22 protein-coding genes are annotated in these 23,925 nt (G+C 64.7%); 9 read left to right on the forward strand and 13 right to left on the reverse strand.

Annotated features, from left to right (window positions below; all coding sequences use genetic code 11):
• Positions 1-280: 280 nt before the first annotated feature.
• The 10 genes from ACQP2U_RS34800 to ACQP2U_RS34845 form a co-directional block, all read right to left on the reverse strand.
• Positions 281-2,797, reverse strand: coding sequence for an ABC transporter permease (locus tag ACQP2U_RS34800; protein ID WP_433716679.1), 2,517 nt, complete (start codon positions 2,795-2,797; stop codon positions 281-283).
• Positions 2,798-3,051: 254 nt separating this feature from the next.
• Entirely contained in the window at positions 3,052-3,828 is a 777-nt protein-coding gene (locus ACQP2U_RS34805; RefSeq protein WP_433711378.1) for an ABC transporter ATP-binding protein, read from the reverse strand.
• A gap of 81 nt (positions 3,829-3,909) precedes the next feature.
• Entirely contained in the window at positions 3,910-4,335 is a 426-nt protein-coding gene (locus ACQP2U_RS34810) for an acyl-CoA thioesterase (RefSeq protein WP_397036101.1), read from the reverse strand.
• A gap of 53 nt (positions 4,336-4,388) precedes the next feature.
• Positions 4,389-5,207, reverse strand: coding sequence for an alpha/beta fold hydrolase (locus ACQP2U_RS34815; RefSeq protein WP_433711379.1), 819 nt, complete (start codon positions 5,205-5,207; stop codon positions 4,389-4,391).
• A gap of 78 nt (positions 5,208-5,285) precedes the next feature.
• Positions 5,286-5,864, reverse strand: a complete 579-nt coding sequence (locus tag ACQP2U_RS34820) for a TetR/AcrR family transcriptional regulator (RefSeq protein WP_433711380.1) — start codon at positions 5,862-5,864, stop codon at positions 5,286-5,288.
• 11 nt (positions 5,865-5,875) lie between these two features.
• A complete protein-coding gene (locus tag ACQP2U_RS34825; protein ID WP_433711381.1) occupies positions 5,876-7,342 on the reverse strand; it encodes an FAD-dependent oxidoreductase in 1,467 nt (488 codons plus the stop codon).
• A gap of 12 nt (positions 7,343-7,354) precedes the next feature.
• Complete coding sequence (locus ACQP2U_RS34830; protein WP_433716680.1) at positions 7,355-7,822, reverse strand: carboxymuconolactone decarboxylase family protein; 468 nt, start codon at positions 7,820-7,822, stop codon at positions 7,355-7,357.
• A gap of 19 nt (positions 7,823-7,841) precedes the next feature.
• Positions 7,842-8,744 carry an NAD(P)-dependent oxidoreductase gene (locus tag ACQP2U_RS34835; protein WP_433711382.1) on the reverse strand — a complete coding sequence of 301 codons (903 nt, stop codon included), beginning with the start codon at positions 8,742-8,744 and terminating at the stop codon, positions 7,842-7,844.
• Positions 8,741-9,493 (reverse strand): SDR family oxidoreductase, encoded by a 753-nt coding sequence (locus ACQP2U_RS34840; protein WP_433711383.1) that lies wholly within the window; start codon positions 9,491-9,493, stop codon positions 8,741-8,743. The genes ACQP2U_RS34835 and ACQP2U_RS34840 overlap by 4 nt, the downstream gene beginning before the upstream one ends.
• A 50-nt stretch (positions 9,494-9,543) precedes the next feature.
• The gene (locus ACQP2U_RS34845) at positions 9,544-11,067 is read right to left on the reverse strand and encodes an aldehyde dehydrogenase (protein WP_433711385.1); all 1,524 of its coding nucleotides are present in this window, start codon (positions 11,065-11,067) and stop codon (positions 9,544-9,546) included.
• A 290-nt stretch (positions 11,068-11,357) separates the two neighbouring features.
• Here ACQP2U_RS34845 and ACQP2U_RS34850 point away from each other — a divergent pair, with 290 nt between their 5' ends.
• The 9 genes from ACQP2U_RS34850 to ACQP2U_RS34890 all read left to right on the forward strand — a co-directional run bounded on the left by ACQP2U_RS34850 (position 11,358) and on the right by ACQP2U_RS34890 (position 20,422).
• The gene (locus ACQP2U_RS34850; RefSeq protein ID WP_433711386.1) at positions 11,358-12,563 is read left to right on the forward strand and encodes a cytochrome P450; all 1,206 of its coding nucleotides are present in this window, start codon (positions 11,358-11,360) and stop codon (positions 12,561-12,563) included.
• Positions 12,563-13,363 (forward strand): SDR family oxidoreductase, encoded by an 801-nt coding sequence (locus tag ACQP2U_RS34855; RefSeq protein WP_433711387.1) that lies wholly within the window; start codon positions 12,563-12,565, stop codon positions 13,361-13,363. Before ACQP2U_RS34850 ends, ACQP2U_RS34855 begins: the two co-directional genes overlap by 1 nt.
• 2 nt (positions 13,364-13,365) lie before the next feature.
• The gene (locus tag ACQP2U_RS34860) at positions 13,366-13,581 is read left to right on the forward strand and encodes a ferredoxin (protein ID WP_433711388.1); all 216 of its coding nucleotides are present in this window, start codon (positions 13,366-13,368) and stop codon (positions 13,579-13,581) included.
• Positions 13,581-14,132 (forward strand): nuclear transport factor 2 family protein, encoded by a 552-nt coding sequence (locus ACQP2U_RS34865; RefSeq protein WP_397036084.1) that lies wholly within the window; start codon positions 13,581-13,583, stop codon positions 14,130-14,132. The genes ACQP2U_RS34860 and ACQP2U_RS34865 overlap by 1 nt, the downstream gene beginning before the upstream one ends.
• Complete coding sequence (locus ACQP2U_RS34870; RefSeq protein WP_433711389.1) at positions 14,126-15,370, forward strand: hypothetical protein; 1,245 nt, start codon at positions 14,126-14,128, stop codon at positions 15,368-15,370. The genes ACQP2U_RS34865 and ACQP2U_RS34870 overlap by 7 nt, the downstream gene beginning before the upstream one ends.
• 12 nt (positions 15,371-15,382) lie before the next feature.
• Positions 15,383-16,993: an acyl-CoA synthetase gene (locus ACQP2U_RS34875; protein ID WP_433711390.1), complete on the forward strand. Its 1,611-nt coding sequence runs from the start codon at positions 15,383-15,385 to the stop codon at positions 16,991-16,993.
• 99 nt (positions 16,994-17,092) lie between these two features.
• The gene (locus ACQP2U_RS34880) at positions 17,093-18,688 is read left to right on the forward strand and encodes a succinic semialdehyde dehydrogenase (protein ID WP_433711391.1); all 1,596 of its coding nucleotides are present in this window, start codon (positions 17,093-17,095) and stop codon (positions 18,686-18,688) included.
• Between the two features lie 25 nt (positions 18,689-18,713).
• Positions 18,714-19,940, forward strand: a complete 1,227-nt coding sequence (locus ACQP2U_RS34885; protein WP_433711392.1) for a cytochrome P450 — start codon at positions 18,714-18,716, stop codon at positions 19,938-19,940.
• Complete coding sequence (locus ACQP2U_RS34890; RefSeq protein WP_433711393.1) at positions 19,937-20,422, forward strand: glutathione peroxidase; 486 nt, start codon at positions 19,937-19,939, stop codon at positions 20,420-20,422. The genes ACQP2U_RS34885 and ACQP2U_RS34890 overlap by 4 nt, the downstream gene beginning before the upstream one ends.
• 43 nt (positions 20,423-20,465) lie before the next feature.
• On the opposite strand, the gene ACQP2U_RS34895 is transcribed toward ACQP2U_RS34890, so the two are convergent.
• The 3 genes from ACQP2U_RS34895 to ACQP2U_RS34905 form a co-directional block, all read right to left on the reverse strand.
• On the reverse strand, positions 20,466-21,047 hold the full coding sequence (locus ACQP2U_RS34895; RefSeq protein ID WP_397036072.1) for a TerD family protein: 582 nt from the start codon (positions 21,045-21,047) through the stop codon (positions 20,466-20,468).
• Positions 21,048-21,078: 31 nt separating this feature from the next.
• Positions 21,079-21,924, reverse strand: a complete 846-nt coding sequence (locus ACQP2U_RS34900) for an isocitrate lyase/PEP mutase family protein (RefSeq protein WP_433711394.1) — start codon at positions 21,922-21,924, stop codon at positions 21,079-21,081.
• A 75-nt stretch (positions 21,925-21,999) separates the two neighbouring features.
• Positions 22,000-23,829, reverse strand: coding sequence for a protein kinase domain-containing protein (locus ACQP2U_RS34905; RefSeq protein WP_433711396.1), 1,830 nt, complete (start codon positions 23,827-23,829; stop codon positions 22,000-22,002).
• Between the last annotated feature and the right edge of the window lie 96 nt (positions 23,830-23,925).

Here is a 23,925-nt window from a genome sequence, read left to right on the forward strand (position 1 = left end):
GACTCGACGACCGGCAGAACCATCGGAGAGATCTTCGAATCTCAGTGTGACGCTGCGGCACTCACACCATCGGCCCGGAAGCCTGGCTACCGGGCATTCGCCGTACTCCTGCCGACCCGGTCGGCGACACATCGAACCGATCGTGCGCAGCGAAACCGTTGTCGCGGCGGGGCCGATCATCGAGCGACTGGCGCGGATCTCTGCACCGACTCGGCTACTCCGCCGAGCGACGTCTACCGAGCGCCGACGGCGGAGTGGCCCGTACCTTTCCGAGGTAGACCTACAGGTCCGCGATAGCCGCCAGTGGTGGCGTACGGGCGGCCCGGATGCCTGGCCACAGCGCGGCCAGCACACCGACCACGGCCGAGCTGACGAGCACAAGCACCAGTTGGTTCCACGGGATGGCGATCTCATCGATGCCCAGATCACGCAGGGTTCGGAGGAAGCCGATACCCAGACCGAGGCCGAGCACCATCCCGACGATCGCACCGAATACCGCTATCAGCATGGATTCCAGATAGATGGTTCGGCGCACCTGCGACCGTTGCATGCCGACCGCGCGCAACATACCGATCTCTCGACGGCGTTCCACCACCGACAACGCCAGGGTATTGACGATGCCGAGAATGGCGATCACCACCGCCAACGCGAGCAGTCCGTAGAGGATAGCGAGCAGCGTATTGATCTGTTTGCCCTGCGCGCCCTTGAACTCCTCCCGGTCCTGCACCTGAACCACGACGAACTGCTCGGTCGCATTCTCCAGATCGGTACGCATCTGGGTCAGATCGGCACCCGGCTCGGCCTTGACGAACATGAGCAGGTTGGTCCGGAAGTTGACCGGCATCACCTCGTCGTACATGACCGGCGAGACCACCAACGGGCCGAGCAGCGGCGTCTTCTTGTAGATACCGACCACCTCGACCGGGATCTTCTTGAACCCGAGGCTCGTCACGGTGACCTGGTCGCCGACCTTCCAGCCGCGTTTATCGGCCTCGTCCTCCGACACCATGACATCGTGATCGCCGAGGGTGTTGGTGCCCTTGATCATGTCGTAGTTGATGACGCGGTCGGGCGTGCCGTCGAATTCGGTGCCGGTCAGCTGCTCATCGCCGACCTTGAACGTGACACCGCGCAAGCCGACCACATCCGCCACCCCGGGCACCGATTTGCGGACCGCGTCACCCGCACCGAGCGGCACACCGATCAGCTGCGGTCCGGCTAGCACATAGTCGGCCTTCACCCCCTTATCGACGAGCACACTCACGCTGGCTTTCGCCGATGCGCCGAGCATGCCGATCGCGGTCACCAGCATCAGACCGAGGGTGAGCGCGAAAGCCGTTGCGGCAGTGCGCCGTGGATTGCGCGCGGCGTTATTGCGCGACATCCGGCCGATCGACCCGAACGGCCGCAGCAGCACCCCGAGACCGCCCACCACCGGCCGCGACAATGCGGGCGCGGCGAGCAGTACCGCGAAGATCAGGCCGAGCGCGCCGATCCCGACCGTCAATGCGGCGTGGCCGCCGGTCTTCTGCGCGCCGAGCAGCACGAGCACCACACCCGCGACGGCCAGCGCGATGCCGATTCCGGTCCGCAGCCGCAGCGATTCACCGGTCGAGGCGAACTCCTCGCGCATGGCCTGCACCGGCGGAATCTTGGCGGCGCGACGCGCGGGCGCATAGGCGCTGACCACCGTCACCAGCAATCCGACGAGCAGCCCGACGATCACCGTGCGCGGCAGCACCGTCAGCGATCCGGTCGGCAGGCCGAGATCGAATGCATTGAGCAGTGCCGAAAGCCCGAAGGCAAGACCGATGCCGCCCGCCAAACCGATTGCGCTGCCGATCAATCCGATGACCAGCGCCTCCGCCACCACGGATCGGCCGACCTGTTGTCGACTCGCGCCGACCGCGCGCAGTAGCGCCAACTCACGCAGCCGCTGGGCCACGATCATCGAGAAGGTGTTGTAAATGATGAAGGTGCCGACGATCAGTGCGATCGCACCGAAGGCGAGCAGGAAGTAATTGATGAAGTTGAGCGCGTTGGAGACTTCCTTCTTCAGATCGGCGCGCACCTGATCGCCGTTCTGCACCTTGTAATCCACCAGCACGTTCGCGATCTTGTCGCGCAGTTCGTCGCCGGGAGTACCGGCAGCGGCCGCGATATCGACATAGGCGACATGCGTGCCGTCGGTGAACAGCTGGCGCGCCTGCGTGTCGTCGAACAGCACACCGATGAATCCGCCGGTGTCCGACGGGACTTCGTAGATTCCGGTGAGCGTGACGTCGATCGGATTGCCGTGCGAGGGAACCAGCACCTTGGTCTTCTCACCGACATGCAGACCCGCGCGTTCCGCACCGCCGGTATTTAGCGCGATTTCGCCCTCGCGCGCGGGTGGGACACCCTGAAGGAACTTATCCGGCTCGGCGACCGCCTTATCCGGCGGGATATAGGACTGACCGAAAGTCGGTGCGCCACCGGTCTGTACGGCCTTCTTGCCATCCGGATACAGCAGCACCAGCGGTCCGTTGACACTGGGCGCGACCGCCCGCACCCCGTCCATCTTGGCGATCTGATCGACCACGCTGAGCGGAATACCCTGTGCCTGTTGTTTTTGCGGACTCACCCGCACATCGACGCCCTTGGCCTGATTGGCGAATATCCCGTCGAAGGTCCGCTGCAAGGTATCGGTGAAGACGAAGGAGCCTGCGATGAATGCGGTTCCGAGCACCACCGATAGCAGGGTCAATGCCAGGCGCACCTTGTGCGCGGCGAGATTGCGCAAGACCACCTTGCGCATCGGTTTGCCGCTCACGACTGCGCCTCGCTGACGCTCGGCTCCGTCGTGCGCGAAGGCGCGCTGTATCTTTGGTTCACTCGCTGACGCTCGCTCACGACTGCTCCTCGCTGACGCTCAGCTCCGTCGTGCGCGAAGGCGCGCTGTATCTTTGGTTCACTCGCTGACGCTCGCTCACGACTGCTCCTCGCTGACGCTCAGCTCCGTCGTGCGCGAAGGCGCGCTGTATCTTTGGTTCACTCGCTGACGCTCGCTCATTACACCTGCTCCAGCGACTTCATCTTGTCGAGCACCGATTCGGCGGTCGGATCACGCAACTCGTCGACAATACGACCGTCGGCGAGGAAAACCACCCGGTCGGCATATCCCGCCGCATGCGGCTCATGGGTGACGATGACGACCGTCTGCCCGAATTCGTCCACCGCCGCGCGCAGGATCGACAGCACCTCCTCCGAGGCGCGCGAGTCGAGATTGCCGGTCGGCTCGTCACCGAAAATGATCTCCGGCTTGCCCGCCAGCGCCCGCGCACACGCCACGCGCTGCTGCTGTCCGCCGGACAGTTCGCTCGGGCGGTGCGTGAGTCGATCGGTGAGTCCGAGCCGCTTGATCACCGTATCCAGCCAGTCCTGGTCGAGCTTGCGGCCAGCGATGTCCAGCGGCAGGGTGATGTTCTCCTGCGCGGTCAGCGTCGGCACCAGGTTGAACGCCTGGAAGACGAAGCCGATGCGGTCGCGACGCAACCTGGTCATCTGCTTATCGGAGAGCCCGGCGAGATCGGTATCGCCGATCCGCACGGTTCCGGAGCTGGCACTGTCCAGGCCGGCCAGGCAATGCATGAGAGTCGATTTGCCCGATCCGGAGGGCCCCATGATCGCGGTGAACTCCCCCTTCACGAACTCTGCCGATACCCCATCCAGTGCCCTGACCTGCGTATCTCCGTGTCCATAGACCTTCGTCATGTCGATGGCGCGGGCCGCCACAGTAGTGGCGGCTGCCGAATTCTCGAGGTCGGCACCTAGGGCGTGCGAAGTCATGGAATCCAGTCTGTCCGGTATCGAGCGCCCGCGCCATCAGGGACCTCCCCCAACTCTCGAGGTCTCAATAAACCCTTAGAACTACTCCGACCGGCCCAGACCGAAGACGGTCGGATCCTGCGCGAGGTCGCGGAAGTAGCGCGCGCCGTCCGGCACCAGGCGCCGTTCGGTGAGATCGAGCAGACCACCCACCCCGACGATCTCGGCGGAGATCGTGCCATCGGCCTTGCGGATCTCCTGAATGGTCCGGTGGGTCTTGCCATCCCAGGCGAAATCGCAAGTGACGGTGACCTCGTCGCCCACGAACAGTTCCTGTTTGAACTCGAGCGTGACCTGCAGCGAGATCGGCCCGACCCCGGCATCCCGCAGCTTCTCCTGGGACAAGCCGCCCTCCCGCAGGCAGGCCCACCGCGCCCGTTCCGCATAGTGCAGATAGACGGCCTGGTTCATATGCCCGTTGCCATCGATGTCCTCGGGCGACACGGTGATCGAGAGCGCGAATCCCATGGGCTCACGGTAGCGGCGGGGTACGACAAGAATCCGCCGCTACCGCACCGGCCTCATGCCTTGATGAAATCGAGTATGTCGGCATTGAGCTGCGCGGCGTGCGAGATCATGATGCCGTGGCCGGTGGCCGGGTATTCCTTGTAGGTATTGGCGGGAATCAGGTCCTTGATCACCCGACCGCACAGATCGATGGGGGCCGAGGCGTCGGCGTCACCGTGGATGACCAGAGTGGGCACGGTGAGCGCGCGCAACTCGTCGCGGAAGTCGGCGTTGTAGATCGTCGTCATGATCTCATCCGCCGCCAGAAGTGAACAGTCCATGCACTTCTGGACCATCCACGCGATCCGCGCCGAGGACACCTGGTTGCCCAGATGTGTCGCGAAGAATGCCTGCGCATTCTGCTCCATCCACAGCGGCCGGTCGGCGGCGCGGGCCGCACCCACCGCATCGAAGACCGCCTTCGGCACGCCGTTCGGATTGTCCTCGGCCTGCGCGAGATACGGCATAGTCACCGAGACCAGCGCGACTCGGCTGATCCGATCGCTGCCGTACCGGCTCAGGTATCGGACGATTTCACCGCCCGCCATCGAATGCGCGACCACGGTGACCTCGTGCAGATCGAGATGTTCCAGGAATGCGGCCAGATCCGCGGCCAGCGTGTCGTAGTCGTACCCATGCCCGACCCAGTCCGACTTGCCGTGTCCACGCCGGTCGTAGGACAGGCACCGCAACCCCTGCTTGGCCAACGGCAGCATCTGCGACTCCCACGACGTGCTGCTCAACCAGCCGCCGGCCAGGAAGAGCACCGGCTGCCCGGAACCCCAGTCCTGGTAGTGCAGCGTGGTGCCGTCGTGCGATTCGAAGTAGGGCATCGGTTTCTCCAATCATCAGGTGCCCCATCATCATTGCGGCTCCCGATAATGAAGTCGATTACCTCGCGGGTAAGTGCCCTACTTCAGAATCAGCAGTGCCGACTTCTCGATGCGGTCGGCGATTTCGGAGTAGGAGGCGTAGCCCATACCCGCGCGGACGAGCGCGCCCGCGTACAAGAGTTCCAGGGATTCGACCACATCCTGGTCGGCGTCGGGACCGAGAGCGCGCACCAGGCGTTTGCGGATCTCCATCCCGATCCGCGCGCGCAGGTGGGCCACGTCTGGATCGCGACCGAGCAACGCGCTGGTCACCGCGCCCGAGAGTTCCTGTTCATCGGCGACGAGCATGGCGATATTGCGCAGTTCGGCGACGACCCGGACCGTGGGGTCCGGATCATCGCTGACGGGAGCCGCACTGGCGAACAGGCGACGCCAGAAGATCTCGGCGACGAGGTGTTCCTTGGAGGAGAAGTAGGTATACGCCGTGGCGGTGCCGACGCCGGCCGCCGCGGCGACCATGCGGATGGTCATCCCCGCGAAGCCTTCGCGCGCAAGCACTTCCACCGCGGCCTTGGTCAGCTTGTCGACGGTGTCGGCCTGCTTCTCGGTGAGGCGACGTCGGGTCGCCTCCAGTATGATGGACTCGCCTTCGGACATGTGTCTAGATCCTACTTTGCGGCGGCGCGACCGGCGCGTCGGCCATAGAAGCTGCCGTCACCGAGGGACGCACCGCTGACATAGCCACCGGCACAGAGCCCGGAGGTGCAGCGGCCCGCGGCGAACAGACCGGGAATCGGTTCACCGCAGACGTGCAGCACCCGCGAATCCAGATCGGTGCGCAACCCACCGAGCGTGAAACCCGCTGTGAATCCCCGCATGTCGAAGGCCGCGAGCGGGGTACCGATCGGCTTGACCCACTCCGGCTTCTTCCCGAGCAATGGATCCTTGCCATCGGCGGCGTGCAGGTTGTAGCACTCCACGGTGCCCTGCAACGCACGCTCCGGCAGACCCATATCGGACTCCAGCTCGGCGACCGTCTCGGCCGCCCAGGTCGGCGGTTGCCGGAAGAACGGCGTGGACGTCACCGTGGCCATGGCTGCCTCGAGCGACTCCTCATCAATGACCAGAAATGCCTGATTCTCCTGCTGGATCAGCGTCGCCTGCCCGATCCGCCCCGGATAGGTGTCCTCCGGGATATAGCGCTGGCCGCGCCCGTTGACCAGGATCCCGCGCGCCAACAGCTGTGGATCACCGAAGAACGCCACCTCGGTCGCATCCATATGCGCCAACTCCGCACCCAACGCCTGCGCTACCAGGATGCCGATGCCGTCGTGCTCCTCGATCGCGGCGGCGGGTCGCCCGATCAACCGCGGCGCATAGCCTTCGATCATCTGCTGGTGGTAGGCGAAACTGCCGGTGGCGAGCACGACCCCGCGTTCGGCGCGGATCGCGACCTCTTTGCCGAAGCGCGTCGCGATGACGCCGACCACCCGATCGGTCTCGTCGATCACCAGCCGCCGGATCCTGATGTCGTATTCGACGCCGACACCGAGACTTTCGGCGGTATCGGCGAGCGGTTTCATCAGCATGTAGCCGCCGCTCTTGGCCCCGATCTTCTTATCCGCCATTTGCGGAACGTGGCCGCGCGGAGCGGGTTTCGCGATCGTATTGAACGGCGCGGCATTCTCGCCACCGGAGTACATGAGTCCTTGGTCGTGCGGCGGTTCCCAGCCGGGCTCACCCCAGAACTCCTCCTTGAACGGCACACCGCAGGAGACCAGCCAGTTGTAGTGCTCGACGCTGTTCTGGCAGTAGTCCGTGATCTTGGCTCTATCCTGTCCCGGCCCCAGCGCGGCCTGCAGGAATGTCTCCATATTCTCGGGTGTGTCCTCGAAGCCGAGCGCCTGCTGCAACGGGGTGCCACCCCCGAGGTAGATGAATCCGCCCGCCATGGCCGCCGCACCGCCCCAGCCGCCGGTGCGTTCCAGAATCAGTACATCGGCCCCCGCGCGTGCGGCCTCGATCGCGGCACAGACACCGGCGATGCCGTATCCGGCGACGACGACATCGGCTTGGAAATCCCACGCGGCGACCGAGTCGGCGCGCAGCGGCCGGACCTTTGCGGCATCAGACATGTTTCGCGTTCCTCACTTGCTCACGTCTTCGGACGGCACAGACGATTCGGACTCCGCCACCTGTTCGGACTGCTTGCGTGCCGCCTTTTTCTGTTGGGCGACAATCGTTCCCACCAGTAGATCGAGTTTCGTGCCGGTAGGCCACCCGATGTAATAGCAGAGGAATAGCGCGATTTCGTGCAGCTGCGCCTCGGTCAGCTCCTGGTTGCGCAGGGCCGCGCCGATCTGGATACCCGCCGTATCCATCGCTCCCTGGGCGGCGAGCGCACCGAGCAGGAGCAGTCGGCGGTCCCGGATGGTGATTCCAGGGCGCGACCAGATTTCGGCGAAGAGATGATCTGCCGTCACGGCGAAATGGTCGCCGGGGTAGTCCTGGAATTCGGTGCCGTAGACCTCGGCCATCTTGGCCAGCCCGCGCTGACGCACGGAATCGGCGGATCCGTTCTCATCCGCACCGGTCACCCGACCGCCACCTCCCATCGAATCGCTACGCGATGCCTCACTCATTGGATTCCCTTTCCTTTGGCACGCCGAGCCCGGACCCGAGGCGGTCGAGAGCCAGTTCCGCCAACGGCAATTCGACGCCGAGTCGTGCGCCGAGATCCAAGGCCAGGCTCAGATCCTTTTCGCCGAGATCGCGCACGTGACTCAGGATCGGCAGCCAGAAATCATTCGGTTCGATCGGCGCGGTGCGGTCGCGCAGCATGATCGCGCCGGGCCCGCCGGTGACCGCGTCGGAGTGCCGGACGACATTGCCCAGCACGGTGATATCCAGATCCGCGGCCTCGGCGAGCCGCTGCGCCTCGGTGGCGGCGGTGAATGCGATGAAATGCAAGAGGTTGCGCGCCAACTTCATTCGGGTGCCCGCACCGACCGGTCCGGCGTGCACGACCAGATCGGCAAAGCAGCCGAAAGGACCGCGCACCCGCTCGAATGCCGTATCGCTGCCGCCGACCATCACCGCGAGCTTGCCGCGCGCGGCCCCGACCGCACCACCGCTGATCGGTGCGTCCACCAGTTCGACGCCATATTCGCCACATTCGCCCGCCAGCTCCTCGGCGGTCCGGTCGCTGATGGTGGAGTGCACCGCGACAACCGTGCCAGGGGCGGCCGTTCGCAACACCCCGTCCGGTCCGGTGACCACGGCCCGCACCTGCGCGTCATCCAGTACGGTCACCGAGATGACGGCCGCCTTCTCGGCGATCTCGGCAGCCGAAACGGCCGCTGCCGCACCGGCTTCGAGAAGCGGCGCGACTGCATCGGGCCGCATATCGCAGACAGTGAGTCCGCCGGGCCAGGACAGCAGACTTTTGGCCATCGGTGCGCCCATATTGCCCAAACCGATGAACCCGACCGGCAATTCGTCAGTTGTGCCGATTGTTCGCTCGTTGCGCTCACTCATGACCGGAACACTTGCCCGCCGTCGACATTGAAGATCTGCCCGGTGACCCAGCTCGCGTCGTCCGAGAGCAGATACAGGCAGGCGCCGACCAGGTCATCCGGTGTACCCATTCGCTTGAGCGGCAACCGTTTCACCATATCGTCGACAATGACGCTCGGTGTCACGGTTTTGGTGGCTTCGGTATCGATGGGGCCGGGTGCGATGGCATTGATGCGAATGTTGGAACCACCGAGTTCGAAGGCGAGCTGCTGGGTCAGGCCGTTGATGCCGACCTTGGCCAGGCCGTAGAAGCTGGAGTAGGTCCAAGCGGCGGTGGAGGATTGGTTGACGATGGATCCGCCGCCCGCCTTGACCATGTGCTGCCACACCGCACGCGTCATATTCAGCGCGCCGTCCATATTCACGCTCATGAACTTCTTGTAGTAGTCCCATGGCACGCTGAGCAGCAGGTTGAGTTTCATATCGCCATAGATGGCGGCATTGTTCACCAGATGGTCGATCGCACCGAATTCGCGGATGGTCAATTCGGCCAGGGCGGTGGCCGATTCCGGATCGGCCACATCGACCTCGCCGAAGATGGCGCTGCCGCCGTCGGCGGTGATCTCGGCCGCGACGGCTTTACCGCGTTCGGCATTCAGGTCGGCGACGACGACATTGGCACCTTCGCGCGCCAAGGCCTTGGCATATGTCGCGCCGATGCCCTGAGCGGCGCCGGTGACAATGGCGGTCTTTCCCGGGAATCGAGTCATGAAATCAGCTCCTATTATTTATCCAGCATCGCGAGGCGAGACGGGTGGGCCTATCCGGCGGTCGCGACGAGCTTGGTTTCCAGGTATTCCTCGAATCCGGCGACGCCCATTTCCCGGCCGATGCCGGATTGTTTGTAACCGCCGAACGGTGCGTCGGCCGAGTACCAGATGCCGCCGTTGACGCCGATCGTGCCGGTGCGAACGCCATTGGTGACGTACCGAATTCGGTCCGGGTCGGTGCCCCACACCGAGCCGGAGAGCCCGTACGGGGAGTCGTTGGCGATCCGGATCGCATCGTCGTCACCGTCGTGCGGGATCACCACGAGCACGGGTCCGAAGATTTCCTCGCGCGCGACCGTCGCGGTGTTCGGCACATCCGCGATCAACGTCGGTTCGATGAAGTACCCGCGCTCGCGGCCAGCCGGTCGGCCGCCGCCGACTACGATCCGGCCGCCTTCGGCGCGCGCGATCTCCAGATAGCGCTCTACCCTGGCCCGCTGGCGTTCGGAGATCAGGGGCCCGCAGACGGTGCGCGCATCGGCGGGATCACCAGGCACGATGCCCGACAGCGTTGCCGCCGCCGCCTGGATCGCTTCGTCATATGCGGCGCGCGGCACCAGCAGTCGGGTGGTGAGGGCACACCCCTGTCCCGCGTGCACCGCCACCGAAAACGCCGCCACCGAACAGGCTCCCGCGATATTCGCATCGTCGAGCACGATGAATGCCGATTTGCCGCCGAGTTCGAGGAAGGTCTTCTTCAAAGTCGTTGCCGCACCCGTCATTACCGATCGACCGGTCCGCGTCGAACCGGTGAAACTGATCAGGTCGACGCGCGGATCGGTGGTGAGCTGTGCGCCCAGACCGTGATCGGTGGAGGTCACGATATTGACGACGCCGGGCGGAATATCGGTCTGCTCGGCAATGATCGCACCGACCGCCGCCGCACACCACGGGGTATCCGGTGCGGGTTTGAGCACCACGGTATTTCCGGCCGCGAGCGCGGGACCCAGTTTGGCGAAATTGATCTGGTGCGGGAAGTTCCACGGCGTAATGGCACCCACCACGCCGACCGCCTCGCGGCGCAGCACCCGATGGCTCTTGATGCCCATGGGCGTCGCGGTGCCGAGATCGGTTTCCCAGCAGTAGGTTTCGGCCAGCGACGCGGAGAATGACAGATCCGCGACCGGGCCTTCGAGTTGCGGCCCTCGGGTCAGCATGGTCGGTGCGCCCGCCTCGGCCACGGTGATCTCGCGTAGTTCCTCGATATTGGCCTGTAATGCGGTGCGCAACTGCTCGAGGCAGCGGGCGCGGAAGCCATGATCGCGCGACCAATCGGTGTCGTCGAATGCGGTGCGCGCGGCCGCGATGGCCGCGTCCATATCCGCGCCGTTCGCATTCGCGGCCTCACCGATGACCGCTTCGGTCGCCGGGTTCACCGTCGCGAAGACGCCGTCCCCGCCGGCGACCAGTTTGCCGCCGATGAGCAGGCGCGAACCGTCGGCGGGCAGGAGGCTGCGCCCACCCGTCGCCCGACCATCACCCTGCACCGAATCGCTGCGCGATGCTGCATTCATAAAGGCTCCGATACTGTCTGGACAGGTGTACGGAATATAGTCTCGCTGCGCTCACAAGCGCAAGAACCCGTTTCAGAACTGCGCTTGCAGATTAGCCTGGCCGCACCAGAGGAGAGCAACCAGCGACCATTCTGAGCGAACTCCACCCACACCTAGATTGTTCAGGAAACCTCTGTTGATTCGAGCATCTCGGTGGTACCGTCCAGACACATGTCCAGCTATGTGTCTCCCACCGATGCCGCGGCGCGGATCATCGATGAGAACTGGTTCTCGAATTTCGGGTTATCGCGATGACGGCCGCCTCACTGGAGCCCCTGACCTTCGACCCCTACGACTACGCGTTCCACGAGGACCCGTACCCCACCTATGAGCGGCTGCGCACCGAGGCGCCGCTCTATCACAACGCCGATATGGATTTCTGGGCGCTGTCGCGGCACGCGGATGTGACCGCGGCCTTCCGCGACAGCGTCCGCCTGTCCAGCGCCAACGGCGTCTCGCTGGATCCGGCGGCCTGGGGCCCGCACGCCAGCCGGGTGATGTCGTTCCTTGCCATGGACGATCCGCGGCATATGCGCATGCGCCGATTGGTCTACAAGGGGTTCACCCCCAAGCGGGTTGCCGAGATGGAAGAGCGGATCAGGGCACTGACGCTCTGCTACCTCGAACCGGCACTCGCGACCGGCGAGTTCGACTGGATCGATGAGGTCGCGGGCAAACTCCCGATGGATGTCATCTCCGAGCTGATGGGCGTGCCCGAGCCAGACCGCGCGGAGATCCGCAGGCTCGCCGACCTGGTGGTGCACCGCGAGGACGGCGTCCTGGATGTCCCCATGGCCGCGGCGCAGGCATCGATTACCCTGCTCACCTATTACGCGGATCTGGTCGCCGCGCGAAGGAAAACTCCGACAACGGATCTCACCTCCGCGCTTCTGAATGCCGCCATCGACGGCGACACCCTGTCCGATGAGGAGATCATCGGCTTCATGTTCCTGATGGTGGTGGCCGGCAACGAGACCACCACCAAACTCCTCGGCAATGCGCTGTATTGGAGTGCGCGCAATCCGAACGAGTACGCCAAGGTCGTGGCCGAACCCGAGCTGGTCACCGACTGGGTCGAGGAGACGCTGCGCTACGACACCTCCAGCCAGATGGTCGCGCGCTGCGCCGCGACGGATATCGATCAGCACGGCCGCACCATCCCGAAGGACGCGAAGGTGCTGCTGCTGATCGGTTCGGCCAACCGGGACCCGGAGGTCTTCGCTGACGGCGACAGCTACCGTATCGACCGCGCCGACAAGGCCGGACTGGCTAGTTTCGGTGCGGGCGTGCACTTCTGCCTCGGCGCACACCTCGCCCGGTTGGAAGCCACCGTCGCGCTGCGCGAATTCGCTTCGCGGGTGCGGTCTTACGACGTCGTCGACGCCGGGATCAAGCGGGTGCACTCGAGTAATGTCCGTGGGTTCGCCCACCTGCCCATCATCGTGGAGGCGAAATAATGCCACGGTTCGAACCGAATCCGGTGCGCCGACCGGCGATTGTGGCCGGAGCGTCCTCCGGTATCGGCGCGGCAACGGCCGAGGCACTCGCCGAACTCGGACATCCCGTCGCGCTCGGGGCACGCCGGGTTGATCAATGCGAGGCACTGGCGGCCAAGATCCGCGCCAATGGCGGGGAGGCCTTCGCCCATCAGCTCGATGTTACCGACCCGGCATCGATCGACGATTTCGTCGGCGCGGCCGAAGATACCCTCGGGCCCACCGAAATCCTGGTCTCCGGTGCGGGCGATATCGAATTCTCGCTGGTGCACGAGATGGAGCCGGATCGGTTCCTGCAACAGGTACAGGTGCATCTGGTCGGCGCGCACCGATTGGTCCACCGAGTGCTGCCGGGCATGATGCGAAGGCAGCGCGGCGATTTCGTCCTGATCAGTTCCGACTGCGCCGACGAACCGCGCCCGCGTACCGGCGCCTACAGCGCGGCCAAGGCCGGGCTCGAGGCAATGGTCCAGCAGATGCGCATGGAGCTGGAGGGCAGCGGAGTTCGCGCGTCACTGGTGCGCCCTGGCCCGACGCTGACCGGTATGGGCATGAACTCCACACCCGAGGTGGTCGGGCCGATGCTGGAGGACTGGAAGACCTGGGGTTTCGCCCGTCACCCTTACATGCTGCGCGCCAGCGATCTGGCCGCCGCGGTCATCGCCGTGGTCTGCGCACCGCGGGGGGCACATCTCGTGCTGGTCGAGGTCCAGCCCGAGGCCCCGCTGCGTCCGTTACCGAACCCCGAGAACAGGAGCTGACCGTGAGGATCGTCGCCGATCTGGATCTGTGTCAGGGGCACGCCGTCTGCCAGGACGAAGCGCCCTCGTCCTTCACCGTGCCCAAACGCGGCAAGGTCGAAATCCTCGACCCGACACCGGGTCCCGAAGCCCGCGCGGATATCGAACGCGCGGTGCGCTACTGCCCCACCCAGGCGCTGTCGATCCGGGAGGACGACCCCGCGAAAGGAACACGGTAATGCCAGACTTCGACCGCGCCGAACTCGACGAGATGGTTCGGCGCTGGGTGCTGGAGAACCAGCGCTGCGAGGAAAAGGGCGATTGGAAGCCACTCGCCGAGATGTATACCGAGGACGCGACCTACGGCTGGAATTACGGCCCGACCCAGGAATTCATGGCCGTCGGGCGGGCCGAGATCCGGGAACTCGCACTCGGTCAGGAAATGGAGGGGCTGGAGGGCTGGTCCTATCCATATCAACAGTTCGTCATCGATGAGCGCAGCGGCGATGTCATCGGGTTCTGGAAGCAGATCAGCGATAACAAGCGACCCGACGGCCGCAACTACAGTCCCGAGGGCATCGGCGGCAGCTGGTTCCGCTACGGCGGTGACTACCAATGGTCCTGGCAGCGTGACTTTTTCGACTTCGGCAATGTCTCGCAGTTGTTCGTGGAGATGATCCAGAACAATGCGTTGACCGCAGGTATGCAGAAACGCATCCAGCGGTCGGTCTCCGGAAAGACACTGCCGGGCTGGTATCGGATCGGCGAAGCACCGGTTCCACTGTGGTGAGATCGAGCTTCGACCGGTTGACGCGGGCCGAGCTGGCAAAGCTGGTGCCCGAACTGCTGCTGTGCGGTCACCTGATCGACCGGTCCGGAATGGCGCACTCCATCGGTGCATTCGGGCGCGAGGGCATGGCGGCGGTCGCCATCGAGGAGTGGCAGCTGGCCAGTCCGGTCTATACCCGCCGCATGCGCCGCGCGCTCGATTTCGACGGCGATGACGTGCCGACGATCTTCAAGGGTCTGCAACTCGATATCGGTGCGCCGCCGCAGTTCATGGACTTCCGGTTCCGCGTCGACGATCGCGATCACGGCGAGTTCTGGCTGGACCACTGCGGCGCGCTGGCGGATGTGGAGCCGCTCGGCGAGGAGTTCGTGGTGGCCATGTGCCACGACATCGAGGATCCGACCTTCGATGCGACCGCCCTCGCCACCAATCCGCATGCCCAGGTCCGGCCGATCCACCGGCCGCCACGTCGGCCAGCGGACCGAAAGCCGGTGTGCGCGTGGACCGTCATCATCGATCCGGCACATATTCCACCGCCCGCACCGCCGAATGCCGAAGTGGTGGCCGATTCGCGAGCCGCGCAGCTGGAGTTGTCCCCGATCGATAAGGACGATCCGGGCCGAAGCGATTACGCGGGTCCGCTGCTCAGCGATCTGCGCTTCGCGGACTTCTCCAAATCGGCGTTGGTGCGCATGGCCGACGAGGTCTGTCTGCAACACCATCTGCTCACCCTCGGCTTCATGACCGCCGTGCGCGCGCGAGCCGTCGACATCGCGACCGATATCGGCCGCAAACAATTCACGGGCATCGCCGGAATTACCTCCGAGCGGATTCGCAACGCACTCGGGCTCGGTGCCGATCCGGCCGCGCTCGCCGAGGTACTTCGCCTGCATCCGGCGTGGAATCCCATGCCATACAGCGGGTTCGACGTATCCGCTACCGACGACGCGGTGCGGCTGCGGGTGCCGTGGCACAGCGATGCCAACACCGATCGCACGTGGCCATCGATGATCGATCCCGACTATCTCGCACCGCTGGAAGCCATGGTGCGCGGCGTGAATCCGCGGTTCGAGGTGCGCTCTACCTCCTCCGACGAGCAGGGCTGGATCGCTGAGATAGCCCTCGCCGCAGCTCCGTTCAAGGAGGCGACCGAGGTGGCCATTACCCGGATCAGCACCGGTGCCGCCTTCACCTTCACCGACCGTGGCATCCCGCTACCGCTCACCGTCATTCACTGAGAGTGAATCGCCATGTCCAACAACTTCGCCGACCTCTTCGAACATGCCGTCGACGCGATGCCGCGGCGCATCGCGCTGATCGAAGGCGATCTCGCACTCACTTACGCCGAACTCGAAGCCCGCGCGAATCGGCTCGCCGATCATCTCGGCTCGATCGGCGTCGGACCCGGTACGCACGTGGGTTTCCAGATGCACAACGGCATCGAGACCATGACAACCCTCATTGCCTGTTTCAAGGGGCGGGCCGTGCCGATCAATATCAACTACCGCTACGGCGTCGAAGAGCTGCGCTATCTCTATGACAATGCGGATCTCGAAGTGCTCGTGTGCCATGCGAAATACGCAGCCGGGGCACTGCAGGCACTTACCGACACGCCGTCGATTCGCATGTTGATCGTCGACGACCGGCAACCCAACGACCCCATCGCCCCCGCAGACCTGTCCGCCTCGTATGAGCAGGCTTTACTATCCGGCTCCCCCACCCGCCGCACCATCGACCGCAGCCCCGACGACCTGTTCATGATGTACACCGGCGGCACCACCGGCCGCCCCAAGGGCGTCATGTGGCGGCAAGAGGATATGTGGCGGGTCCTCGGCGGTGGTATCGACTTCTATACCAACGAACCGGTTTCCGACGAATATCAGCAGTCCCGTATCGGCGCACAGGGCGAACCGAGCACCTGGTTCGTCCTCCCGCCGCTCATCCACGCCGCCGCGATGATGCCGTCCTTCACCGCCCTGTGGTCCGGCAATGCCGTGCTCTTCGAGCCCAAATTCGATGCGCGGCGGGTATGGCAGGTGGTCGAACAGCGCCGTCCGCAGATCATGGTGATCACCGGCGATGCCATGGCACGTCCACTGATCGATGCCTTCCGCGCCACACCGGTCGACGCCTCCTCGCTCGTCGCTATCGGCTCCGGTGCCGCGCTGCTGTCGCAACCGGTGAAAAACGCACTGCTGGAACTTTTTCCGTCGACGGTCGTCTCCGACTCCATCGGCTCGTCCGAAACCGGTTTCGGCGGTATCGGCTTCGCACAGAAGGACGACAATCCCGGCCGCGGTCCGCGCGTACAGAGCGGGCGCGGTGCGGTCGTGGTCGATGATGCGGGACGGCCGGTCGAACCCGGTGCCGAGGGCTGGCTCGCCAAGACCGGCGCGGTGCCGATCGGCTATTACAAGGACCCGGAGAAGACCGAGCGACTGTTCAAGACGGTCGACGGCGCCCGGATCGTGGTGACCGACGATCGCGCCAGGGTGGAGACGGACGGCTCGGTGACCCTGATCGGGCGCGGCAATATGGTCGTCAATACCGGCGGCGAGAAGGTCTTCGTCGAAGAAGTCGAGAGCGTGGTCAAGGCGCACGAGGCCGTATATGACGCGGTGGTGATCGGGGTACCGCACGAGCGCTGGGGCCAGCAGGTGGCGGCGGTGGTATCCGTGGCGGGTGCCGAGATGGACTTCGCCGCACTGGAGCACCATGTGCGCAAGCATCTGGCGGGATACAAGGTGCCGAGGCAGATCTGGCTCGCCGACGTCGTCACGCGCGCCCCGAGCGGTAAGCCCGACTACCGCTGGGCGCGGGAATTCGCGTCGAGCCGCGCACCGGATCATCAAGCGGATTGAATATGCATTCGACCAGGTCATCCCACCCAAGGCCCTGACAGCCACGATGAGAACGTGTTCTAATTCGGGGGCATCTACCGTCAGCACGGAGAAGGTCTGATGAATACAACCGAAGCCAAGAAGGATTCCGCACCGGCGCTGCCCGCCCGGATCACCGAAGCGTTGATCGGCAGGCTGACCGACATGGTCGCGGCCTCCGGCACCGCCGCTGCGTATTCGATGATCGAGGTCTACACCGGCGCCGTGGTCGGCGAACTACCCCAATCGACTCCCGAGGATGTCGCCGCCGCCTACGCGAGCGCCCGCGCGGCCCAGAAGGAGTGGGCCGCCTGGCCGCTGCAGCGCCGCCTCGAGGTCTTCCAACGCGCACATGACCTGATTCTCGCCGAATACGAAACCATTGCCGACCTGATCCAGATCGGCTGTGGGAAGACCCGCCGCATGGCCTTCGAGGAATCCTGCGATGTCCCGATGGTTATCAGCCATTACCTCAAGACCGCACGCCGCGTGCTGAAGTCCAAGCGGCGCGGCGGGCCGGTGCCGATGATCACCACTTCGACCGAAGAGCACCGTCCCAAGGGGGTGGTCGCGGTTATCGCACCGTGGAATTTCCCCTTCGCCATCGCGCTGTCGGATTCGATGCCCGCGCTGATGGCGGGCAATGGCGTCGTGCTCAAGCCCGATAACAAGACGGCGCTCTGTGCGCTATTCGGTGTCGAGCTGCTGTATCGGGCGGGTCTGCCGAAGGGGCTGTTCCAAGTCGTCTGCGGCGAGGGTCCCGATGTGGGCCCGGCCTTGATCGACAACGCCGACTTCGTCATGTTCACCGGCTCGACCGCGACCGGACGGGTGGTCGGCGAAGGCGCGGGCCGCAATCTGATCGGCTGCAGCCTCGAACTCGGCGGCAAGAACCCGATGATCGTGCTGGACGACGCGAATCTCGACGAGGTGATTCCCGGTGCGTCATTCGCGGTCTTCGCGAATTCGGGCCAGGCATGTATGCACATCGAACGGATCTATGTGCAGGACAGGTTGTATGACGAATTCGTGCGCCGATTGGTCACGGCGGCAGAGGAATTGAACGCCGAGATCGGCGCGGCCTACGACTTCACACCGGAATTCGGCTCGCTGGTCTCGGTGCAGCATATGGAGCGGGTCGCGGCGCATGTCGAGGACGCGCGCGCGAAGGGCGCGACGGTGCTGACCGGCGGCAAGGCGCGACCGGATATCGGCCCGGCATTCTATGAACCCACCGTGCTGACCGATGTCACCCCCGAGATGACGCACGCGACCGCGGAAACCTTCGGTCCGGTGGTGAGTGTCTACCGGTTCACCGACGAGCAGGAGGCCATCCGGCTCGCCAACGACACCACCTACGGTCTGAATGCCAGCGTCTGGAGCCGGGATCTGGCCCGTGCCAACCGAATCGGCGCGCAACTCGAGGCCGGGAACATCAATATCAACGACGGCTTCGTCACCACCTACGCCGCCAAGGGCACCCCGTCCGGTGGCGTCAAACAATCCGGCGTCGGCACCAGGCACGGCGATCAGGGCCTGCTCAAATACACCGACACGGTGAATATCGGCGTGCAGAAGCGTCAGGTAATGGCCGCCCGTGCGGGCTTGCCCTACGAGAAGCAGCTGAAGACGACGCTGACAACCCTACGACTCATGCGCCGACTCAGGCTGCGCTGAAACGCATTTCACCCAGGAGGTAGCTATGGCAGCGCCCGCGTTCCCGGCAGGCTTCGATTTCACCGATCCAGGACTGTGGGAAAACCGTATGCCGGTCGAGGAATTCGCGACCCTGCGCCGCACAGCACCGGTGTGGTGGTGCGCGCAGCCGGATGCGACCTCCGGCGGCTTCCGCGACGGCGGGTACTGGGTGGTCAGCAAACACGAAGATGTAAAGGAGATTTCACGCAGCCCGGAAATCTATTCCTCCGCACAGAAGGGCGCGATCATCCGCCTGCCCGACGATGTCACGCCGGAGCAGATCGAACTCACCGGTGCACTGCTGGTCAATATGGATGCGCCCAAGCATGCCAAGATCCGCCGGATCGTCTCCAAGGGCTTCACCCCGCGCGCGGTCGAGGGCCTACGCGCCGCGCTCACCGAACGTGCGGCGCGCATCGTGCACGAGGCCAAGCGAACCGGCGGCGGCGATTTCGTCCAGCAGGTCGCCTGCGAACTGCCGCTGCAGGCCATCGCAGAACTGCTCGGCGTGCCGAACGACGACCGGCACAAGCTGTTCGAATGGTCCAACCAGACGCTGAACTACGACGATCCGGAGTACGGCGACGCCACCACCGCCTTCACCGAAATCCTCGGTTATGCCTGGAATATGGCCGAAAAGCGGCGCGCATGTCCGGTCGACGACATCGTCAGTCAATTGGTGCATGCCGATGTCGACGGCGAAGCACTCGGTTCCGACGAATTCGGCTTTTTCGTCATCCTGCTCGCCATCGCGGGCAATGAGACCACCCGCAATGCCATAACCCACGGCATGAAGGCCTTCGTGGACCATCCGGGACAGTGGGAGTTGTACCGGGGCCAGCGACCGCGCACCGCACCCGATGAGATCGTGCGCTGGGCGACCCCGGTGAATGCCTTCCAGCGCACCGCCGCCGAGGACACCGAACTCGGTGGGCAGCGGATCGAGCAGGGGCAACGGCTGGGAATCTTCTACAGTTCGGCCAACTTCGACGAGGACGCCTTCGAAAATCCGTTCACCTTCGACGTATTGCGCGATCCGAATCCGCACGTTGGATTCGGCGGCACCGGTGCGCATTATTGCGTCGGAGCGAATCTGGCGCGACTGGAGATCGACCTGATGTTCAATGCGATCGCCGATGTGATGCCCAAGATCAGCCAGGTCGCTGATCCGGTACGGTTGCGATCGGGGTGGATCAACGGAATCAAGAACTGGCAGGTGCGATACGAATGAATATCCGCAACATTCCCCTACGTACCCTCTCCGGCGCCCCGGCAACACTGGGCGAATTGGTCGGAGATAAAGCGGTACTGCTGGTCAATGTGGCCTCCAAGTGTGGGCTGACACCGCAGTACACCGGGCTCGTCGAACTTCAGAAAACTTATGGCGAACGTGGTTTCAGCGTCGTAGGCGTGCCGTGTAACCAGTTCATGGGCCAGGAGCCGGGTACCGCCGAGGAAATCGCGGAATTCTGCTCGACCACCTATGGCGTCGACTTTCCGCTGCTGGAGAAGACCGACGTCAACGGTGCGGACCGGCATCCGCTCTACCAGGCACTGATCGAGACCGCGGATGCCGAGGGCGCTGCCGGTGATATCCAGTGGAACTTCGAGAAGTTCCTGATCGATCGCGAAGGTGCGGTGGTCGGCCGCTTCCGCCCGCGCACCACACCCGACGACGCCACCGTCGTTTCGGCCGTCGAAGCCGTTCTGTAGCAATAGCGGCCGGAGCTCCTCGCCCGAGCTCCGGCCGGCCTGCTCATGCCATGGCGAAATGCAGTAGGGCCTGCTTATCGCCCTGCTTGATCTTGCCCTTGCGGTTGAGCACCTCGAGCTGCCAGCTACCACCGTTGCGGAATGCCTTGGCCACCGCATTGGCGTTATCCGTGCCGAGCAGCGACGGCCAGATATCGGCCACCTGCTGGGTACTGCCGCCGGAGGCGTCGTAGATCTTGAAACTGATGTTGTTGGCCTTCTCGAAAGAGGAGCCCTTCTTGAATGCCGCGGCCACGAAAATGATCGCGTCGATGGCCTCGGGCACATTCGCGAACGTGACGTGCACCGATTCGTCGTCACCGGTGGCGGCGCCGGTCTGTTCGTCGCCGGTGTGCTGGACCGAACCGTTGCCCAGCGGGTCGAGCGAGTCGAGACCGGCGAAACGCACCGGCTCGGCGCCTTGCATGAGGATGGCGATCAGATCGAGATCCACACCGCGCTTGCGGCGCAGCATTCCGAGCGCGCCGCCGCTGGTGCCCCCCGACGGGTCCCAGCTCACCCCGACCGTCAGCTTGGTGATGCCGTTGAGATCAGCGGCACCATCTTCCTTTTTGAGCGTGATCATGCCTTCACATTACAAGCGAATTCGCCGAGCTTTAGCGGCGGAAGAGGTTGTTGAGGTCGCTCTGAGTGAGTTGCTCGGCGGCATAGGTGAAAGTGCCTCGGTCGGCCAATTCATGTGCGGTATCGAGCAATTGGCGATACATGGCACGGAAGATGCTGCCGCCGACCGTAACTCGCCGAACGCCGAGCTCGCGCAGGTCGTCGAGTGACAGTGCGTTGCCGGTCAAACCCATGACCACGTTGAGTGGACCGTCGAGTTCGCGCACCAGGGTGCCGATGGTGGTTGCATCGCTGGCACCTGGAACGAATGCACAGTCCGCACCCGCTGCCAGGTAGGCGTTGGCCCGGCGGACGCATTCATTCAGTGAGCTATCGACCAGCAGTCCGTCGGTGCGCCCGACCAGAACGAATGGCTCGCCGCTGGCATCGATGGCGGCGCGCGCCGCGCGGATGCGGTCCGCGCACAACGCCTCGTCGTAGAGCGGGCGCGTGCTGTCGCCGGTGAAGTCCTCGACATTGCCGCCCGCCGCACCGGCGTCGAGCGCCAACGAGATCGTCGTCGCCACCGTCTCGGGCTTCTCGCCGAATCCCTCCTCCAGGTCGGCGCTGACCGGCACCCCTACCGCATCGACGATCTCGCGAATCCGCCCCAGCATGGTCTCGCGATCGACCCGGCCCTCCTCGTGCTCAGCGAAGAAGTCGTGATCCGGACGCCCGAGGGAGAATGCGATACCAGCGCTGGTGGTGGCAACGGCGGGAAATCCAGCCGATTCCAGAATCCGGGCACTACCCGCATCCCACGCATTCGGAAGCAGAAAGCAACCTTCCCGATGCAACTCCACGAACCGCTGCGCGCGTTGGCGCCGATCGCTGACCATGTCGCCTTCCTCTCTATATCCCGTGTTCATTCGTCCAGCGCGAAGGCCATCGAGGCAGCCGAACTTGTTCGGCTGTCAGTTCAGCGGAGCCGAACGCCACCAGCGCAGGACCTTGTCCTGAGCACCCGCCAAACCGTCGGCGTACATGAGGAATTGGGCACGCTTGCTGTCGCCGGTGAAGGCGGTGACGATCTTGGGCCCGTCGTTGACGAACTTGTAGTTGGTGTAGGTCTTGCCGCCGTTGGTGTCGGTCGACTTGGTGGCGTCCGAGGGCAAGTTGCTCAGCACCTTCTGCACGTCGGAGGCGTTCTTGTAGACGTAGATCGTGTAGAACGGATCGTCGTTGTCACCGCCGCCGTAGCAGTCCCATTGCGCGGCCCAAGCGCCGAAGTCCGGCGTGCCCGGTGTGGGCAGGGTCAGGTCGCCGGTCTTGTGGGCATTGCATTTCGCGCCGTTGTAGCCGACCGAATCGGATTCGCTGGCGGGCACCATGCGCGGGAACTCTTTACTGATCGCGGCTGCGGTCGCATCCATCGAGCCGCCACCACCATTGGACGAAATGGAGGTCGTGGTGCTGCTGCCGCTGGAACTCGACGAACCGCTGCTCGACGACAGGGCGCCGATGATCGCGACCACGATCACCAACAGGATCACCAGACCGACACACAGCGCGACGACCAGCCCGACATTCGATTTGCGCTGCGGCGGCGCGGGCGGGTGCGGTCCGCCCATCGGCGGCCGCGGCGCGAAGCTGAGTGGCTGCTGGTTGTATGGGTTGCTCGGATGCGGTTGCTGCTGGGTCGGCGCGGTTTGCACCGGCTGCGGATGTGGGGTGCCCTGGGAGGCGGGATTGATGGTCGTCGGCGCCAACGGCTGCGGCTGCACCGTGTGCGGTGCGCTGGTCTGCGGGTACGGCCCGCTGGTCTGCGGGTACGGTCCGGCGGTCTGCGGGTACGGCCCGTTCGTCACCGGAATCGGCTGCCCGGTGATCGGCCGCGGCACACCTGTCACCGGAATCGCCGGACCGGTGCCTGGACGCGGTCCACCGACCACCGGCATCGACGGAACGCTCGGATTGGTCAGTGCGTGCTTGGCGGCCTGCGCGAACTCCGAGCACGAGGCGAACCGATCGTCGGGCCGCTTGGCCATGGCCTTGGCCATCACCGCGTCCAACTGGTAGGGCAAGCCGGGACGCACACTGCTCAGCGCCGGCGGCGCGGCCTGCAGATGTCCTTGGATCACCGCCGCCGGATTCGTCGCAGCGAACGGACCGGACCCGGTGAACAGCCAGAACAGCGAACACGCCAGCGAGTACTGATCCGATCGGTGATCCAGCGATGCGCCGGTGAGCTGTTCGGGCGAGGCGTAGGCCAGGGTGGCGGTGAAGGTGCCGGTCTGGGTGAGGTGGCCGGTGTCGTCGCGCAGTCGCGCGATACCGAAGTCGGTCAGGTAGACCCGCTCGCCGCGGCCGCCGCCGGAGCGGGCCAGCAGGATATTCGCGGGCTTCACGTCGCGGTGCAGCACGCCCATACCGTGCGCGTAGTCGAGCGCGTCGGCGGTCTCCTTGATGATCTGGACCGCCCGCTCCGGCGGCAGCGATTTGGGATCGACCGATGCGGCATCGATGCCATCGATGTACTGCATCGAGATCCACAGCTGCTCGTCATCGAGGCCGCGGTCGTAGACGGTGACGATATTCGGGTGATCGAGCTGGGCGACCAGATCCGCCTCCCGCTCGAACCGCGCCCGCACCTCCTTATCGAAGAACATCTCCCGATTCAGCAGCTTCAGCGCCGTCATCCGCGGCAGTCGCGGATGTTTTGCCAGGTACACCGAACCCATGCCACCGCGACCCAGTTGCCGATCGATGACATAACCGGCGAATACGTCACCGCTGGCCAGCATGTCTGCTCCACTTCCCGCCGCCACCGGGACCCACCGATGACAGGCGTACAGCATAAGAATGCGCGATCAGGACCTCCTGACCACGGAAAACATCGA

Source organism: Nocardia sp. CA-084685 (genome assembly GCF_050955785.1).
GTDB lineage: Bacteria > Actinomycetota > Actinomycetes > Mycobacteriales > Mycobacteriaceae > Nocardia.